The organism is bacterium SCSIO 12827 (genome assembly GCA_024397995.1).
Lineage (GTDB): Bacteria > Pseudomonadota > Alphaproteobacteria > Rhodospirillales > Casp-alpha2 > UBA1479.
The window spans coordinates 668,905-685,010 of sequence record CP073746.1 but is presented as its reverse complement, the minus strand read 5'-3'; the positions used below and the strand labels follow the sequence as shown (position 1 = coordinate 685,010).

The 16,106-nt window shown below is 65.0% G+C and carries 17 protein-coding genes; 10 read left to right on the top strand and 7 right to left on the bottom strand.

Features of this window, described 5'->3' with window-relative positions; all coding sequences use genetic code 11:
* Positions 1 to 47 precede the first annotated feature (47 nt).
* The 4 genes from KFF05_03220 to KFF05_03205 all read left to right on the top strand — a co-directional run bounded on the left by KFF05_03220 (position 48) and on the right by KFF05_03205 (position 3,989).
* Positions 48 to 902 carry a D-amino-acid transaminase gene (locus KFF05_03220; protein UTW52401.1) on the top strand — a complete coding sequence of 285 codons (855 nt, stop codon included), beginning with the start codon at positions 48 to 50 and terminating at the stop codon, positions 900 to 902.
* A 13-nt stretch (positions 903 to 915) separates the two neighbouring features.
* Positions 916 to 2,130, top strand: coding sequence for an iron-containing alcohol dehydrogenase (locus KFF05_03215; protein UTW52400.1), 1,215 nt, complete (start codon positions 916 to 918; stop codon positions 2,128 to 2,130).
* Positions 2,131 to 2,148: 18 nt separating this feature from the next.
* Positions 2,149 to 3,003, top strand: coding sequence for an alpha/beta hydrolase (locus tag KFF05_03210; protein UTW52399.1), 855 nt, complete (start codon positions 2,149 to 2,151; stop codon positions 3,001 to 3,003).
* 128 nt (positions 3,004 to 3,131) lie between these two features.
* Complete coding sequence (locus KFF05_03205) at positions 3,132 to 3,989, top strand: TauD/TfdA family dioxygenase (protein ID UTW52398.1); 858 nt, start codon at positions 3,132 to 3,134, stop codon at positions 3,987 to 3,989.
* Positions 3,990 to 4,131: 142 nt separating this feature from the next.
* Here KFF05_03205 and KFF05_03200 read toward each other — a convergent pair whose 3' ends face one another.
* Complete coding sequence (locus tag KFF05_03200; protein ID UTW52397.1) at positions 4,132 to 5,028, bottom strand: LysR family transcriptional regulator; 897 nt, start codon at positions 5,026 to 5,028, stop codon at positions 4,132 to 4,134.
* 113 nt (positions 5,029 to 5,141) lie between these two features.
* Here KFF05_03200 and KFF05_03195 point away from each other — a divergent pair, with 113 nt between their 5' ends.
* A complete protein-coding gene (locus KFF05_03195) occupies positions 5,142 to 6,257 on the top strand; it encodes a TauD/TfdA family dioxygenase (protein UTW52396.1) in 1,116 nt (371 codons plus the stop codon).
* Here the strand turns inward: KFF05_03195 and KFF05_03190 are convergent.
* Positions 6,254 to 7,891: an FMN-binding glutamate synthase family protein gene (locus tag KFF05_03190; GenBank protein UTW52395.1), complete on the bottom strand. Its 1,638-nt coding sequence runs from the start codon at positions 7,889 to 7,891 to the stop codon at positions 6,254 to 6,256. The genes KFF05_03195 and KFF05_03190 overlap by 4 nt on opposite strands.
* 226 nt (positions 7,892 to 8,117) lie before the next feature.
* On the opposite strand from KFF05_03190, the gene KFF05_03185 reads away from it, so the two are divergent.
* A complete protein-coding gene (locus KFF05_03185; protein UTW52394.1) occupies positions 8,118 to 8,498 on the top strand; it encodes a hypothetical protein in 381 nt (126 codons plus the stop codon).
* Between the two features lie 46 nt (positions 8,499 to 8,544).
* Here KFF05_03185 and KFF05_03180 read toward each other — a convergent pair whose 3' ends face one another.
* The 3 genes from KFF05_03180 to KFF05_03170 form a co-directional block, all read right to left on the bottom strand.
* Complete coding sequence (locus KFF05_03180; GenBank protein UTW52393.1) at positions 8,545 to 9,618, bottom strand: alcohol dehydrogenase catalytic domain-containing protein; 1,074 nt, start codon at positions 9,616 to 9,618, stop codon at positions 8,545 to 8,547.
* Between the two features lie 4 nt (positions 9,619 to 9,622).
* Entirely contained in the window at positions 9,623 to 10,681 is a 1,059-nt protein-coding gene (locus KFF05_03175; protein ID UTW52392.1) for an alcohol dehydrogenase catalytic domain-containing protein, read from the bottom strand.
* A gap of 228 nt (positions 10,682 to 10,909) precedes the next feature.
* On the bottom strand, positions 10,910 to 11,917 hold the full coding sequence (locus tag KFF05_03170; GenBank protein ID UTW52391.1) for an ABC transporter substrate-binding protein: 1,008 nt from the start codon (positions 11,915 to 11,917) through the stop codon (positions 10,910 to 10,912).
* A gap of 124 nt (positions 11,918 to 12,041) precedes the next feature.
* On the opposite strand from KFF05_03170, the gene KFF05_03165 reads away from it, so the two are divergent.
* Positions 12,042 to 12,476 (top strand): heme-binding protein, encoded by a 435-nt coding sequence (locus tag KFF05_03165; GenBank protein UTW52390.1) that lies wholly within the window; start codon positions 12,042 to 12,044, stop codon positions 12,474 to 12,476.
* Here the strand turns inward: KFF05_03165 and KFF05_03160 are convergent.
* On the bottom strand, positions 12,473 to 13,402 hold the full coding sequence (locus KFF05_03160; GenBank protein UTW52389.1) for an arginase family protein: 930 nt from the start codon (positions 13,400 to 13,402) through the stop codon (positions 12,473 to 12,475). The genes KFF05_03165 and KFF05_03160 overlap by 4 nt on opposite strands.
* Before the next feature lie 20 nt (positions 13,403 to 13,422).
* Positions 13,423 to 14,226, bottom strand: a complete 804-nt coding sequence (locus KFF05_03155) for an aldolase (GenBank protein UTW52388.1) — start codon at positions 14,224 to 14,226, stop codon at positions 13,423 to 13,425.
* 98 nt (positions 14,227 to 14,324) lie between these two features.
* Here KFF05_03155 and KFF05_03150 point away from each other — a divergent pair, with 98 nt between their 5' ends.
* From KFF05_03150 to KFF05_03140, 3 genes are all read left to right on the top strand, one after another.
* Positions 14,325 to 15,053 carry a nitroreductase gene (locus KFF05_03150; GenBank protein ID UTW52387.1) on the top strand — a complete coding sequence of 243 codons (729 nt, stop codon included), beginning with the start codon at positions 14,325 to 14,327 and terminating at the stop codon, positions 15,051 to 15,053.
* Positions 15,054 to 15,293: 240 nt separating this feature from the next.
* Complete coding sequence (locus KFF05_03145) at positions 15,294 to 15,458, top strand: hypothetical protein (protein UTW52386.1); 165 nt, start codon at positions 15,294 to 15,296, stop codon at positions 15,456 to 15,458.
* Between the two features lie 283 nt (positions 15,459 to 15,741).
* The gene (locus tag KFF05_03140; GenBank protein UTW52385.1) at positions 15,742 to 16,044 is read left to right on the top strand and encodes a hypothetical protein; all 303 of its coding nucleotides are present in this window, start codon (positions 15,742 to 15,744) and stop codon (positions 16,042 to 16,044) included.
* The last annotated feature ends 62 nt before the right edge of the window (positions 16,045 to 16,106 follow it).

The window sequence follows — 16,106 nt, the reverse complement described above, 5'->3', positions numbered from 1 at the left end:
GGTGGTATAACCGGGCCCATCGCAATTCGAGCCCGGAGGCCTCCATCATGTCCCGCACCGTCTACGTCAATGGCGACTACGTTGCCGAGGAAGAGGCCAAGGTCTCGATCTTTGATCGCGGCTTCCTGTTCGCCGACGGCATTTACGAAGTGTCGTCGGTGCTGGACGGCAAGTTGATCGACAACGCCGGGCATATGGCGCGGCTCGCCCGGTCGTTGTCGGAACTGAAGATGGCGCGGCCCTGTTCGGATGACGATCTGCTGGCCATCCAGAAGGAACTGATCAAGCGCAACAACCTGACCGAGGGCGTGGTCTACATGCAGATCACCCGCGGCGCCGCCGACCGGGATTTCAATTTTCCCAAGGACGCGACGCCGTCGCTGGTCATGTTCACCCAGGAAAAGAACATCCTGAACAGCCCGAACGCCGCCAAGGGCCTTGCCGTCGTCACCCTGCCGGACATCCGCTGGCACCGCCGCGACATCAAGACCGTGCAGCTGCTGGCTTCCTCCCTGGCCAAACAGACCGCCAAGGACATGGGGGCGGACGACGCCTGGCTGATCGAGGACGGTTTCATCACCGAAGGCACCTCCAACAACGCCTTCATCGTCACCGACGACGGCAAGATCATCACCCGCCAATTGTCCAACGACATCCTGCACGGCATCACCCGCAAGGCGGTGCTGAAATGCGCCGAGGCGGCGGGCCTGACCCTGATCGAACGCGCATTCACACCGGAAGAAGCCTATGAGGCGCGGGAGGCCTTTTCCACCAGCGCCTCCGCCTTCGTCATGCCGGTGATCAAGATCGACGACCACATCCTGGGCAACGGCGTGCCCGGCCCGGTGACCCAGAAGCTGCGCGAACTCTACATCGCCGAAGCCAAGGCGGCGGCGGTCTAGGGTCCGCCCGGCCATGGCCCGGGACGGCTTCAAAAGCGCAAGCTATCCGCTGCGGCTATTCTGCGGCCCGGAGGTTATCGAGGCGAACCTCAAAAGTGCTGTGACCCGCGCGGGGGCGAAACGCGCCCTGGTCGTCTGCTCTCCTTCCGTCAATCAGAAGACCGACTGCGTCACCCGCATCCGGGCCGCACTCGGCGACCTTTACGCCGGCGTGTTCGATGGAATCGCCAAGGATTCGACCTATGCCTCCGTCACCGCCGCCACGCAGGCTGCCAGGGACCAGAACGCCGACCTTCTGATAGCCGTGGGCGGCGGCAGCGTCCTGGTCGCGGTTCGCGCCGTTTCCATCTTCCTGTCGGAAACGGCCAGCCCGTTCGACCTGATGACCCAGTATCCAAAGGACGGACGGCCCTTCAGCCCCCGCCTGGAAGTGCCCAAGGTGCCGATTATCAACGTGCCGACGACGCCGACCAGCGCCATGAACCGGGGCGGCACCGGATTGAAGAATCCGGACCTGGACCACCGCATGGAATACTTCGATCCCAAGACCCGGCCGCAGGCGGTCTTCCTGGACGACGGGGCCTTGATGTCGGCGCCACCGGGGCTGCTGCGTTCCACGGCGACGACCGTGTTCGCCTGGGCCCTGGGAGCGCTGTCCCTCGCCGAGGTGAACCCGCTGGTCGCGGGCGACCATGCCCAGGCCTTCCGCCTGGCCCATGACGCCTACCTGCGCATGAACGGCGCCATGGATGCCCCCGGGCTGCGCCGCGATCTCTGTCTCGCCGCCTTTTTGCAGAACCGGGCCGAGGACGACGGCCAGGCCCTGTTCCGGCGCGGCCCCTTCGCCAGCGATTATGCCGTGGCGACGGCTCTGCACCTGCATGCCCCGGAATTGGGCCAGGGAGAAACGACCGCCGCCGTCCACGCCGCCACCATCCGCCGGGCGCGGGACGTCACGCCGGCCCAGGCGCGCCCTCCGGCCGAGGCCCTGGGCGTGTGGCGGGACGGCATGGATGCGGCCGCCACCGCCGAGGCCGTTGCGAGCGCGCTGCAAGGCCTTTACCGCACCGCCGGCATGCCGACCGGCTTGCGCGCCCTCGGTATCGAGCGTGACGACCTGCCGGGCATCGCAGCGCGCACGGTGAAGATCTTCAACGCCAGCGCCGACCTGACTTCGCCCGAGGACCGCATCGCCCGATCCCTCGACCTATTGGAATTGGCCTGGTAGACGGGCAGATTGACGGCCATGAATTTCCTCGACCTGCCCGACCTGCGCCTTCACTACCGCCGCCAAGGCAGCGGCCCGCCGCTGCTGTTCCTGCACGGCTGGCCCGAATGGTCGGGCGTATGGCGCAACAATCTGCCCGTGCTGGCCGAAACCTTCGACGTTATTGCCCCGGACCTGCGCAATTTCGGTGACAGCCGGGGGGCGGAGGCCCGCAACGTCGCCCATTACGTTTCCGATATCGAAGCCCTGGTCGACGGCCTGGGGCTGGACCGCGTCGGCATCGTCAGCCACGACATCGGCGGATTCCTGGCCCAGGACTACGCCCGCAAGCATCCCGAGCGCGTGGCTGGCCTGTTCTTTTTCGACTGCCCGCACTTCGGCATCGGGCCACGCTGGGTCCAGGGCCAGCAGCTGCGGGAAATCTGGTATCAGTCGTTTCATCAACTGCCCCTGGCCCAGGAACTGGTCGGCGCGTCGCGCGACAGCTGCCGCGTCTATTTCCGCCATTTCCTTAGCCATTGGGCGGGATCAGCCGACGCCTTCGACGGGGCCGTGCTGGAAGAATGGGTCGATAATTTCCTCAAGCCCGGAAACCTGGCGGGCGGGTTCCGCTGGTACGCCTGCGCCAACGACCGGCGGCTCAAGGCCATGGCGGCGGGCGGGGAGAACCATCCACCCTTGGATATCCCCGCCTATTCCCTATGGGGTGCGGCCGATCCGATCCTACGCGCCGAATGGCAGGAAACCCTGACCGGCGTGTTCACCGACATCACCCTGGAACAGGCCCCAGGCGCCGGGCATTTCGTCGCCTGGGAAAGCCCGGACCTGGCCAACGCCCGTATCCGGGCCTTTTTCACAGACCGCTTCGCCTAAAACCGACAGAGAAAACCTCAACCCCGGCGTTAGGAATCGTCCATAGCGGCGGGGCCGGAACGGTCCTATCCTGACTGCCCGGAACGCGGAAAACCGCGCCGGTCACCGGTCTTGGGAGGACCCCTGCCATGCTTGATCACGCACAACTGTCCGTGCAGCCCCTGGACGCCGCCGTGGGGGCCCAGGTCACCGGCGTCGACCTGTCCGAACCGCCGACCGCCGAAACGGCGGCGGCGATCACCGAGGCGCTGGGCATCCACGGCATTCTGGTGTTTCCCGACCAGCACCTGACCCCGGAACAGCAGGTCACCTTCAGCCGCATCTTCGGACCCGTGGAAATCAACCACAACGCCGCCCGCTACGGCCTGGGCGGCAGCCCGGAACTTTACGTCATCTCCAACGTCACCGTGGACGGCAAGCCCGTCGGCTCCGCCCGCGCCGGCGAGGAATGGCATTCGGACATGTGCTACGCCCGGAACCCGGCCCTGGCGACCATGCTCTACGCCCGCGAGGTGCCGGTGCTGCATGGCCTGATCCTGGGCGACACGGGCTTCGCCAACGCCGCCGCCGCATTTGAGGCGCTGCCGGAGGAAATGAAGACGTTTCTGCGGGGCAAGCGCGCCATCTTCGATTTCCAGGGCCGCAAGCGCCCGGTAAAGCCCAGCGCCGAAGCCATCGCCCAGTACCCGCCCGTGGACCATCCCATCGTGCGCCGCCATCCACGCACGGGCCGGGAAAGCCTTTACGTCAACCACGACGACTGCACCGGCATCGTCGGCATGGACGATCACGCGGCGCGCAACCTGATCAACGCGCTTTCCGAACACGTGGTGCGCCCTGAATTCGTCTACCGCCATCAATGGCAGGTCGATCAACTGGTGGTGTGGGACAATTGCACGGTGCAGCACAAGGCGATCCTGGATTATGACCAACCGCAGCGCCGCCTGTTGTGGCGCACCACGATCCGGGGGCCGGTGCCAGTTTAGGCGGCGGGCGCCCGCTTCTTTCTTACTCCCCCTCCCCTCACCCCAACCCTCTCCCCAAAGGGGAGAGGGAGAAGGGTGCCGTGATCGTACGGCGGGTGTCCCCTCGCCCCCGGCACGGGGGAGAGGACAGGGTGAGGGGGCCCTAAAGCCGCTTGGCCGTCTGGCGCAGCAGGTCGCAGAACGCCTGGGCCGCCGGGGTCAGGGCGCGGTCGCGGGCCCGGATGAGCGAGACCCGGCGGGTCAGATCCACGTCGGCCACGGGCAGCAGCTTCAGCCCCCGCATGTCGAGCACACGGGCAACCAGCCCCGCGACCAGTCCGACCCCCACCCCTTCTTTGACCAGATTGACCAGGGTCAGGGCATAGCGGGTCATGAACACAGGCGCATAATCGACCCCGGCGTCTTCGAAGGCCCGGCGCGTATAGGCCCAGGCGGCGGATTCCGGCGGCATGGAAATCAAGCGCTCGGCCCCGATCTCGGCCAGGGTTACCGACTCCCGGGCCGCAAGCGCATGGTCCTCGCGCACCGCAAGCATGACCGTGTCGGTCAACAGCGGATCGATACGGAAAGGCGTCTCGTCCCCGACAAAGGGCGATACGGCCAAATCGACCTCACCCCGCATCACCCGGTCCATGACCTGGCCGAAGAAGTCGTCGAAAAGCACGACTTCGACGGCGGGATGACGGCGGCGGAATTCACCGATCACCCGGGGCAGAATGGCCGCCGCCGCCGAAGGCGAGGCCCCGACCGTGACCCGGCCGCGCCCCAGATGGGCTTCTTCGCGGAATTCGCGCAGCAGGGCGCGCGTTTCCAGCACCATGCGCTCGACCCGCCCGCGCAGGCGCTCGCCGGCATCGGTGATGACCACGCGCCGGGTGGTGCGGTGGAACAGGCGCACGCCCAGAACGGCTTCAAGATGCTGGATGCGGGCGGAGATCGTCGGCTGCGACACGCCGAGCGTCTGCGCCGCTTGCCGGAAGCTTCCGGTTTCGGCGACGGCGATGAAAGCGTCCAGATCGGCGGGAGACAGATTAATCATAATTATCTATCAGTTTATATAATCATCGTATTTTTCTTTCAATGAGATTGCCGATAGATTAGCCGCGTTCTCACCGGGGCGCCCATGGCCCCGCCGCATCAGGAGCCCTTACGATGACCTTCCCCCATATCGACATCCCCGCCGCCTGGCGGGTTTCCGAAATCGAACAGGACAAAACCTGGATCTTCCGGCTCGACGACGCGGCGCGCGGCCAGTTGGCCGATGCGACGAAGGCCGCCTTCGACGCCGACCGCCCTCTGTTCGATTACCGGCGCAACGACGTCGATCTGGGCCCGGCCCTCAAGACCATCACCGACGCCATGATGGAAGCCCATGGAAGGCGCGGCATCGCCCTGGTCAAGGGCCTGCCGCGGGATGAATTAAGCGCCCCCGAATTCCGCTTCATGAACTGGGCCATCGGCCTGCACTTCGGCGTCGCCCGGCCCCAGGGCATCAAATCGCAATACATTTCCGAGGTCCGCGCCGTGGGCCATACCTACCGCGCCGCCAACGGGCGCGGCTACAATTCCAACGCCGGGCTGGATTTCCACACGGACGGCTGCGATCTGGTCACCCTGGCCTGTTTCAACAAGGCGAAGTCGGGCGGCCAGAGCATGGTGTCCTCCAGCATCACCGCCTGGAACATCCTTTTGGCCGAACGCCCGGACCTGGCCGAGATCGCCTGTCAGCCGTTCTATTTCTCGCGCAACACGGAACAGGCCCCCGACGAAGGCCCCTATTACAGCCAGCCGCTGTTCGACATGGCCGAGGGCCACATGTTCGGCAAATGGAACCGCAACCGCGTGCGCACGGCCCAGGAAATCCTGGGTGTGCCGCAATTGACCGACGCGCAGAAGGAATGCACGAACCTGCTGGACGACATTCTGCGCCGCCCGGAGGTCATGTTCACCATGTGGCTGGAGCCCGGCGACCTGCAGATCATGAACAACCACGTCATGCTGCATTCGCGCACCCCGTTCGAGGATCATGAGGACGAAGACCGCAAGCGTCTGCTCTATCGCCTGTGGCTGGCGACGCCCAATTCCCTGCGCATGCCGGAAAGCTGGGGCGGTTACTTCCGGTCCATCGAACCGGGCACGGTGCGGGGCGGCATTCGCGGCCATGAATACGATGACGTGCGGCTCGCCTTCGAAACCCGCCAGGCCGCCGATTTGGGCATGCCGGCCCCGGCGAAGGAGCGGTTCATTCCCGAACGGCTGGCGTCCTAGGGCGTGACGGCGCCGACCTGACGGCGGGCCTTGCCGCGCCGTTCGCCGCCGACTTCGCGGAAGGTATCCGCCCGCGCCTTCGACCAGCGCACCATCTGTTCGGGATCGCAGGTCCCGTCGAGCAACCCGCCCACGGGCCATTCCGGATAGGCGATGTCGCCGGCGACGGTCTCGCCGCTGTTCTGGCGCACGTTGAAATGCTTGGGGTGCAGTTGGCCCGGATTGTCGAGCCCCGCAGACCCCACCATGTCGGCCACGGCGCGCAGCGTGTTGGCGTGGAAACGGGCGACGCGCTGGGACTTGTCGTCGACGTTCAGTGCGCGCTGACGCAGCGGATCCTGCGTCGCCACGCCCGTCGGGCAGGCGTTGGTGTGGCAGGCCTGGGCCTGGATGCAGCCGATCGCGAACATGAAGCCGCGTGCCGAATTGCACCAGTCCGCCCCCAGGGCGAGGGCGCGGGAAATGTCGAAGGCGGTGACCAGCTTGCTCGCCGCCCCGATGCGCACGCGGTCGCGGATGCCCGCCCCGCGCAGGGTATTGTGGACGAAGGTCAGGCCCTCGATCATCGGCGTGCCGATGTGGTTGGTGAATTCCAGGGGGGCCGCCCCGGTGCCGCCCTCGGTCCCGTCGACGACGATGAAGTCGGGGATGATCCCGGTTTCCAGCATGGCCTTGACCATGCACATGAATTCACGCCGATGGCCGATACACAATTTGAAGCCGACCGGCTTGCCGCCGGACAGCTCGCGCAGCGTCCCTAAGAATTCCATGAACTCGATGGGCGTGGTGAAGGCCGAATGACCGGCCGGCGACACGCAGTCCTGGCCCATGGGCACGCCCCGGGCCTCGGCGATTTCCGGCGTCACCTTGGCCGCCGGCAGCACGCCGCCATGGCCCGGCTTGGCCCCCTGGGACAGCTTGACCTCGATCATCTTGATCTGCTCCGACGCGGCCTGTTCCCTGAAGCGCTCGGGGCTGAACGTGCCGTCGTCGGCGCGGCAGCCGAAATAGCCCGAACCGATCTCGTAGATCAGGTCGCCGCCGCCCTCCCGGTGGTAGCGCGAGATGCCGCCCTCGCCCGTGTCGTGGGCGAAGCCGCCCATCTTGGCGCCGGTGTTGAGCGCCTGGATGGCGTTGGCGCTGAGCGCGCCGAAGCTCATGGCCGAGATGTTGTAGAGCGAGGCCTCATAGGGCTGCTTGCAGTCCGGCCCGCCGATGCGCACGCGGAAATCGTGGTCGTCGATATGCTTGGCGTTGACCGAATGGGTCAGCCAGGCGAAGCCGGGGGCGTAGACGTCTTCGCGCGTGCCGAAGGGACGCTTGTCCTCGACCCCCTTGGCGCGCTGATAGACCAGGGAGCGCTGCTCGCGCGAGAACGGCTGCTCGTCCTGATCGCTTTCGATCAGATATTGCCTGATCTCAGGACGGATGCCCTCGAACAACCAGCGCATGTGCCCGACGATCGGATAGTTCCGCATGATCGCATGGCGCGTCTGGCACAGATCCCACACCCCCAGCGCCGTCAACGCGGCCGCGATCGCGGCGATGGGAATAAGCCAAAGATGAAAAAACGCCAGCCCGATAAGCACAGGCGTGGCGAGCACGAAAAGCGCGAAGGTGGTGAAGCGTTGCATGATGTTCCCCGGATCGGTGCGACGACATCACTTTATCACCGGCGGGGCGGCAGTCCATGGGGTCGTGTGTGACGGATTCAGTTGGGCGTTATCAACCGCCGAGTGGGCGTAACAGCGCAGAAAAGTGGGTCAATTAATACGATTGTACAGATTACGCGGAATATAGACACGTATTGACGTGAATACTAATCTACCAAGAGCTGTAAGGCGCTTTCGGGAGGCAAAAATGGCGACGACAAATTATGAATCTCTGCCAATTCTCCAAGAAGCCATTCCACACACTTTTAATTCCCTTCAGAAATTAGTGATGGCGATGGCAAAGTTCCAAAAAAACCGAGGAAAAAAAACATTTTTCGGCCGCGACAAAGGTCGCGAGGCATGGGAATTTTTTGAACAAGAGTTAAAAAAAACAATGACATCAATGTTCATGGATGGAGTTGTTGATCGAAGTTCCGCCCCGGATACGGTTAGAGAAAAATTGATCGAATGCATTGGAGCATTCGCCGCAATTTTTCCAAATTGGCAAGACTCTTACGGGTTTGCTGAAGAATTTTTTATTGAAAATAAAAGCACTGCAAATGACGTGATTAAAGCTTTGCGCAGTTAATTCCATTAGAGACCACAATGTCTGCCACATGGAGATAACGCACCCCCTAATCATCCCCCCCCCGAATAACCACCTTCAACGCTTCCTTGGCGATCATGGCGCGGAGCGCCGCCTCGGTCTGCGCCACGGGCATTTCGGCGGTGAGCATCAGGTCGGCCTTGAACGCGGGGTCGGCGAGCATGTCCAACGCCCGGCGGATGGTGTCGGGGCGGTGGTGATACACACCCTTTACCGTCAGTTCGCTGTAGTGGACGGCATGGGTGTCGAGGGGGATCGAGGTGCCGGGGGCGCAGCCGCCGAACAGGTTGATCAGGCCGCCGGGGCGCACGGAGTTGATGGCGTCAACCCAGACTTCCGGCACGCCGGAGGCATCGACGGCGACCCAGGCGCCCCCATGCGTTCCATTTAGCCCGCCCTCGGTCAGCGCCTTGACCTTGTCTGATTGGTTTCCGCCGCGGTCGATCTGCACGACCTGGGCCGCGCCCAACTGCTTGCCCACGTCCAGGCGCGGCGGGTTGGGGTCGGCCAGAATGACCCGATGTCCGGCCCGCGCCAGCGCCCCCACGAACAACAGCCCGATGGGCCCGGCGCCGAACAGGACGACCTCGGTCCCCGGGCCGTATTTGTCCAATTCGCAGGCGTCCATGCCGTGCAGCACGCAGGCCAGCGGTTCCGTCAGCGCCGCCTTGCCGAAGGCCAGGCCCTTGGGAATTTTATAGGTGTTGCGGTCGACGAAGCGGGCCGGGATGCGGATGAATTCGGCGAAGGCGCCGTTGATGTATTGCAGATCGGTGCAGAGGTTTTCCCGCCCGCGCGCGCAGTAGTCACAGTCGCCGCAGGGGGCGGAATTGGCGACCACCACGGCGTCGCCTTCCTTGAACTTGGCAACACCCTTTCCCATGGCCGCCACCCGGCCCGCCATTTCATGGCCGAACAGGGTCGGCACCTTGAGCATGCGGGGATGACCGCCGCGCTTGAACACCTTCACGTCGGTGCCGCAGGTGGTCGCGGCCTCGATGCTGAGAATGATCTCGCCGTCGTCGGGCTCCGGCACGGGCAGGTCGCGGACCTCGATTTTCTCGGGGCCGAGCAGCATGGCCCCCTTCATCATGCGGGTCATGGCGTCAGCTTCCTTCCGCCGCGCGGGACGGTGTGAACAGAACCTTGAGCGCCTTGCGCGCGCGGACGAGGTCCAGGCCCGTCTGGAAATCGTCCAAGGGCATCTTGTGGGTGACCAGCGGCGTCGGGTCCAGCGCCCCCGAGGCGATCAGGTCGAACACCCGCCCCTGTTCGTGGACCGCGCCGGAATAAGTGCCGAGGATGCGGCGCTCGTACTTGAACAGGTCGTTGAGGTCGAAATCCGCCGCCTGGCCGTCCGGCGCATGGGCGAACAGAACCACGCTGCCGCCCTGGCGGGTCAGGCCGAGCGCCGCCTTGAGCGGCCCGGCACCGCCGACCGTGTCGAACACGGCATCAGCCCCGGCGCCGTTGCTGAGGTTTCCGACGGCGGTCTGGGCGGCTTCCCCCGGCGCGGCCGGCGCGTCGGCGCCCAGTTTCACCGCCAGATCGCGGCGGTCGGCCTGCGGATCGATAACGGCGACCCGCACGCCCGGCAGGGCGGCCTTCAGGACCAACAGATGCAGCAATCCCATGCTGCCCGCCCCCTGGATCACCGCGACGCCGTCGGCGGCGATCTCCGCCCGCTCCACACCGCGCAGCACGCAGGCGGCCGGTTCCATGAACACGGCGGCCTCGTCGGACACGCCGTCGGGCACGCGATGCGCCGCCTGGGCCGTGGCCCGGGCCTTGATCAGCACCGTGTCGGCGAAACCGCCGGGGGCCATCAGGTTCTCGCGAAAGGTCTCGCACATGGTCTCGTTGCCGCGCCGGCACATCAGGCAGGTGCCGCAGGGCACATGATGGGGCACGGCGATGCGGTCGCCGGTCTGGAATTCGGTGACCCCGTCCCCCAGGGCAACCACCTCGCCGACCAGTTCATGGCCCAGGACCGTGCCCGGCTGCGCCGCCCCCGTATCCAGCTTGAACAGATCCGTGCCGCAGAAACCGACGACCCGCAGCTTCAACAGCATCTCACCCGCGCCGACCTCCGGCACGGGCCGCGGCTCCAGCACCGTGGCGTCGCCGCCCCGGCAGGCAATCACGTTATTGGCGTGTTGAGTCATGGGCGGCTTACGTCTCCACAAATTCAATGCCCGGCGGCATGAGGTCGATCACTTTTACTCCTATCGTCACCCCCGCGAAAGCGGGGGTCCAGGATTTCTCACCGTCTCACCGTCTCTGTGGTTTTCTATTTTTTGAACCACTGAGGCAGTGAGACGGTGAGAAGAAAAAGGGTGACGGGATTCCCGCTTCCACGGGAATGACATGGGAATAGATGGCCACCACGGCGTTTATGAAATCAGCGATTGGTGGAAAAGTTCTTCCGGCGCCACCCGCCGGGGGGCCAGGTGTTGGGCCCAGGACCAGCGGCACATGGCGTCCAGTTCCGCCCGGTTGTCCGGGAATCCGTAAGACCAGAAATCCGCCCCCATGAGGGCGCGGGTTTCCTCCATGTCGGCGTGGAAGAACGGCAGGGTCAGGCGGTTGGCGGAACCGCGCCAGATGCCGTCCAGCCGGGCCAGGGCCAGGTCGCGGGACTGAGTAAAGGCGTCGTAGAGGGCACGGGGCAGCCAGGGATTGGCCTCGGCGATGGTCCTGCGCACCCCGATCGCATGCATGATGGGGAAAAAGCCGGTCTTGGCGTGATAGGCGCGCTCGACCGCCGCGAAATCGGGGAACAGGCGCCGGACGCGGGGATCGCCCGCGACCAGGGCGTTCAAAGGCTTGGGCGCGAACACGGCGTCCAGTTCGCCCGCCAGCAACAGGTCCTGAAGACTTTCCCCCGCCTCGATGGGCGTGACCGACATATGCGGCGGCAGGTCGAGGGTCAGGCGGTCCTTGCGGGTCCCTTGCTCCAACGCCCCGGTACGCCATTGGAAGGTATCCGTGTCGACGCCGTATTCTTCCGTCAGGATGCCCCGCATCCACAGGGCCGCCGTCATCTGGTATTCGGGCACACCGACGCGCTTTCCTTCCAGATCCTTGGGATTGTCGATGCCCGCGTCGGCGCGGACGACGAAGCCGTTGTGGCGGAAGGCGCGGCTGAGGAACACGGGAATCGCGACATAGGCGCCTTCGCCCTTCGCGACCTCAAGGATGTAGGACGACATGGACATTTCCGTCACGTCGAACCGGGCCTCGCCCACGGCGAGCGGAAACAGGGTCGAGGTCGGATGGACTTCGGCCCGGATGGCGCAGCCGGGAACGGCAACCGTGCCGTCAAGCACGGCCTGGGCGCGGTCGTAGTCCCAGCAGGCGAGGGTGAGGTCGAGAGGCGTATCGGTCTTGGATGTGGTCATGGTGTCCATCTTGGATCGTGGATTGTCATTGCCGCCAATATACCCAACACTGACGGGCAACACGGATAAATCGGACTGTATCCGGCATGAAACAGATCAATTAATGGGAACGGAGCCGATCTGAATGATGACCCTGGAACTGGCCGTCGCCATCGTCGACGGGGCCCTGGCCAAGGGCCATGCCATCGACTGCGCGCCGCTGACCGTGGCCGTGCTGGACGCAGGCGGGCATCTGGTGGCGCTGAAACGGGAAGACGACTCGGGCATCCTGCGCGTCGAGATCGCCGTCGGCAAGGCCTATGGCGCGCTCGGCTTCGGTGTCGGCGGGCGGGAACTTCGGGAAAAGAACCCCAAGTTCATGGCGGGGGTGATCTCGACCGCGCCGAAGGGCATGGTCCCCGCCCCCGGCGGCGTGCTGATTCGCGATCCCGAAACGGGCCGCATCATCGGCGCCTGCGGCATTTCCGGCGATACGGGCGAACGCGACGAGGAATGCGCCGTCGCCGGGATCGAGGGCGCTGGGTTCAAGGCCGACCCGGGCCGGGTGAAAGAGGTCTAACCGGCCCGCTGACAGACCAGAACCAGGCAGTCATACATCACCTGGGCAGCCAGCAGCGCCGTGATCCCCCCGACGTCGTGGGGCGGGCTGACCGTGTTGACGTCACAGGCGACGATGTTCAAGCCGGCGAAGCCGCGCAGCAGGCGCAGGCCCTCCTCCGCCCCCGGGCCGCCCGGAATGGGCGCGCAGACCCCAGGCGCGCAGGACGGATCGAAGAAATCCATGTCCCAGCACAGATAGACCGGGCGTCCGGCAAGCCGGGCTTTGATCTCGGCCGTCACCACATCAACCCCGCGCGTTCGCAGGTCGTCATAGGTCATCAGACCATAGCCGAGCCCCCGCGCCTGATCGAACGTCCCCGGCGCGCGAAAGGTGCCGCGCATGCCCAGGTGCAGCGAAGTTCCCGTATCGACCAGGCCCTCCTCTGCGGCACGGGTGAAGGTCGTGCCCGTGGCGGCGGCGCGCCCCGTGCCCGCGTTGGCGTCCGTGTGGGAATCCACATGCAGCACCACCAGGTCCGGATGCCGCCTGGTCAGGGCCCGCAATTGGCCCAGGGTGACGCTGCCGTCGCCGCCCATGGTCACGGGCACAAGGCCCGCCCCGGCGATCAGACCGATGGCCTTTTCGATGGCGGCCTCGGCCTCGTCCTGCAGGGACGGGATCAGCCGCACATCCCCGCAATCGATCAGGGAAAGACGGTCCAGGGGGTCGAAATCGGCGTCGGGCGGACGGAAGCGGCGGATCAGGCGCGAGGCCTCGCGGATGGCGCGGGGGCCCTCGCGGGCGCCGACACGGCTGGGGTGGGTGCCGTTGTCATAGGGGATGCCGAGGACGGCAGCGCCCCGTCCCGCAAGGTCGTGGCCGTAGTCCACGCCCATGAAGGTCAACGGCGGCTGGAACAGGCTGCTATCAATGGTGTCGGTCATGGCGGTTGCGGGCGAATGCTCTATTCCTCAAGACAATTCGGGTCCTCGCGCAGGACCTTGCGCGCGTAGTAATGGAAGCTGGCGTTCAGGGGCTGGGGCTTCAGGCGATAGTCGTGGGCTTCCTTGCCCCGTTTGGGATCGATCTCCTGGATCGTTCCGGCCGCCTGGGCCATCAGTTGCAGACGCGCCGCGTATTCGATGTAGAGCGAGCGCATGGCCGCTTCCTCGACCGTTTCCGTCGCCGCCAACTGTCCGTGATTGGCAAGAAGGATCGAATTCTTGCCGCCAAGCGCGGTCGAGATCAGATCCCCTTCCTCATCACCGATGGGCGGGCCGGGCCAGTAGTCCAGAAAGGCGCAGTCCTCGTAGAACATGGCCGTGTCCATATGGGCCGCCTTCAACGGCACCCCGATCATGGACAGCGCCGAGACATAGGGCGGGTGGGTATGGACGACGCAATGAACGTCGGCCCGCGCCTTGTAGATCCACAGGTGAAAACGGTTCGACGGATTGGCCATGCCTTCGCCCTGGAGAACCTTCAGGTCGCCGTCGACCAGCAGGAAGTCACAAGCGCGGATTTCATCCAGGCCCAGGCCGAACCGCGCGGTCCACATGGTGCCCGCATCGGGGCCCCGGGCCGTGATCTGCCCGGCCAGGGCGTTGCCATGGCCTTCGCGGGCCAGCATACGCGCCGTCAGCGCCAATTTCTGGCGCAGGGACCATTGGTCCGTCTTGACGAGATTCGCCTCCATCTCGGCGGTCGCCCGCCGGTCGAAGGTATCCTTGGATGCGTGTTTGCCTGCCTTGCCGTCGCCGTCTGCCATTGTCGTCCTCCCTCATCCGCCGTTGGATGCCCTGCACTTGGCCTTGTCGGATTTCGATGGTAGGTCAGAACATACCGACCAAACAAAGGAATATGACCATGCCCAACCACGACGGCGCCGCCGTTTCCCCCGCCGTTCCGCAGGATATCCATGCGGAAATCGTTGAAACCGCCATCACGTCGCGCGCCTCGATCCGCGCCTTCTTGCCCACGCCCGTGCCCCAGGAAACCATCGAACGCATCCTCGCCGCCGCCTCCTACGCGCCCTCGGGCTCCAACATGCAGCCCTGGAAGGTGCGCGTGGTCGCAGGTGACGTGCGGGACAGACTGATCAAGGCCGTGAGCGCCGAACACGACGCCGGACGCGCCCAGGAACGGGATTTCAAGTACTATCCCGATCCGTTTCCAGAACCCTACCTCACGCGCCGCCGGGCCACGGGCTGGGGCCTCTACGGTACCCTCGGCATCGAAAAGGGCGACAAGGAAGCCATGCACCGCCAGCACGGACGCAACTTCCTTCTGTTCGACGCCCCCGTGGGCCTGGTCTTCACCATCGACAACACGCTGGAGATGGGCAGCGGGCTCGACTACGGCACCTTCCTGCAGAACATCATGGTGATGGCCCGCGGCCTCGGCCTGCACACCTGCCCGCAGGCGGCCTGGTGTTCGTTCCACACCACGGTGAAGGACGTCCTGGACATCCCCGAGAACGAGATCGTGGTTTGCGGTATGGCGCTCGGCCATGCCGATCCGGACGCGGTCGCCAATACCTTCCGTCCGGTGCGCGAACCGGTCGACGGGTTCACCAAGTTCATGGGCTTCGACTGACCCTTCCTTCCCGGTAAAATCGGCGAAAAACATCCCGCCGGAAAACCCTGCTCGCGATAGGGGCGTGAGCAAGGAGGGCTTTCGTGCGTGCCGATTTTTCTAATATATATTTGTTTTTCAACGCGTTATGTGCTCACGCGTCGTTGATCGTCTGTGTTTGGCGAAAACGGTGGTCGATCCACATCTCTCCCTCATCACCGGGACGCAGTCGCCGTCCCCGACACTCAAAGGAGAGAGACCATGACCTACCGTACTTCCGCCGCTTTGCTGCCGGCCCTTCTGTTCGCCCTTGGCGTCGCCCTTTTCCAGGCTCCGGCCCAGGCCGGTGAAACGGCCCTGAACACCGGCGACCATACCCAGACCGTCGACGCGCCGGTCGAAGACGCCCATCGCTGGGGCGACTGATCCCGCCACAGCCGCGGGCCGGCAGCATCCCCCTTCCGGCCCCCCATGCCGGCGCTCCCCTTTCCCCCGGGAGCGCCGGCTTTCTTTTGCTCAAGCGGCCTCCATAGCTTCTATTTTTTCGATATCATCCATTATTTATATTCGATATGAGGAGGTTAATTTTTGTCCTAGAGTCCCTCTCGCCGGTTTGGTCCGGCGCAGCCGCCGACTGTATCCGGCGAATTTAAGGAGCTGTCCCTCCCCCGCCTCCTGGTTGGACGCGGCAGCTCAAGGAGCAATTCACGTGTTTACCCTGTCCCGCACTCATGTCGTTCCTGCGCTCGTTCTCGGTCTGGCCCTGGTGACCGCCCAAAGCGTTATCGCCGCCAACCCCTATGACACCATGTCGTCCGAGGAAATCGCCGATCACCAGTCGCAGCAGCTCGGCCAGCAGCAGGAAGGCCAGATCGTTCAGCCGAAGCCGGTTGACGATGCCCAGCTCGCCAGTGCCGCCGCCACCCGGTCGGCCGAGGAATTCGCCGACTATCAGGGACAGCTGAACGTCGTGACCATCGTCACGCCGACGGCCCCGAGTTCCGACGACTAACAGGTTGACGGGCGCCGCCCAGGCCGCATCCCCGCGGCCGGCGGCAGACCCGGCAAACGAAA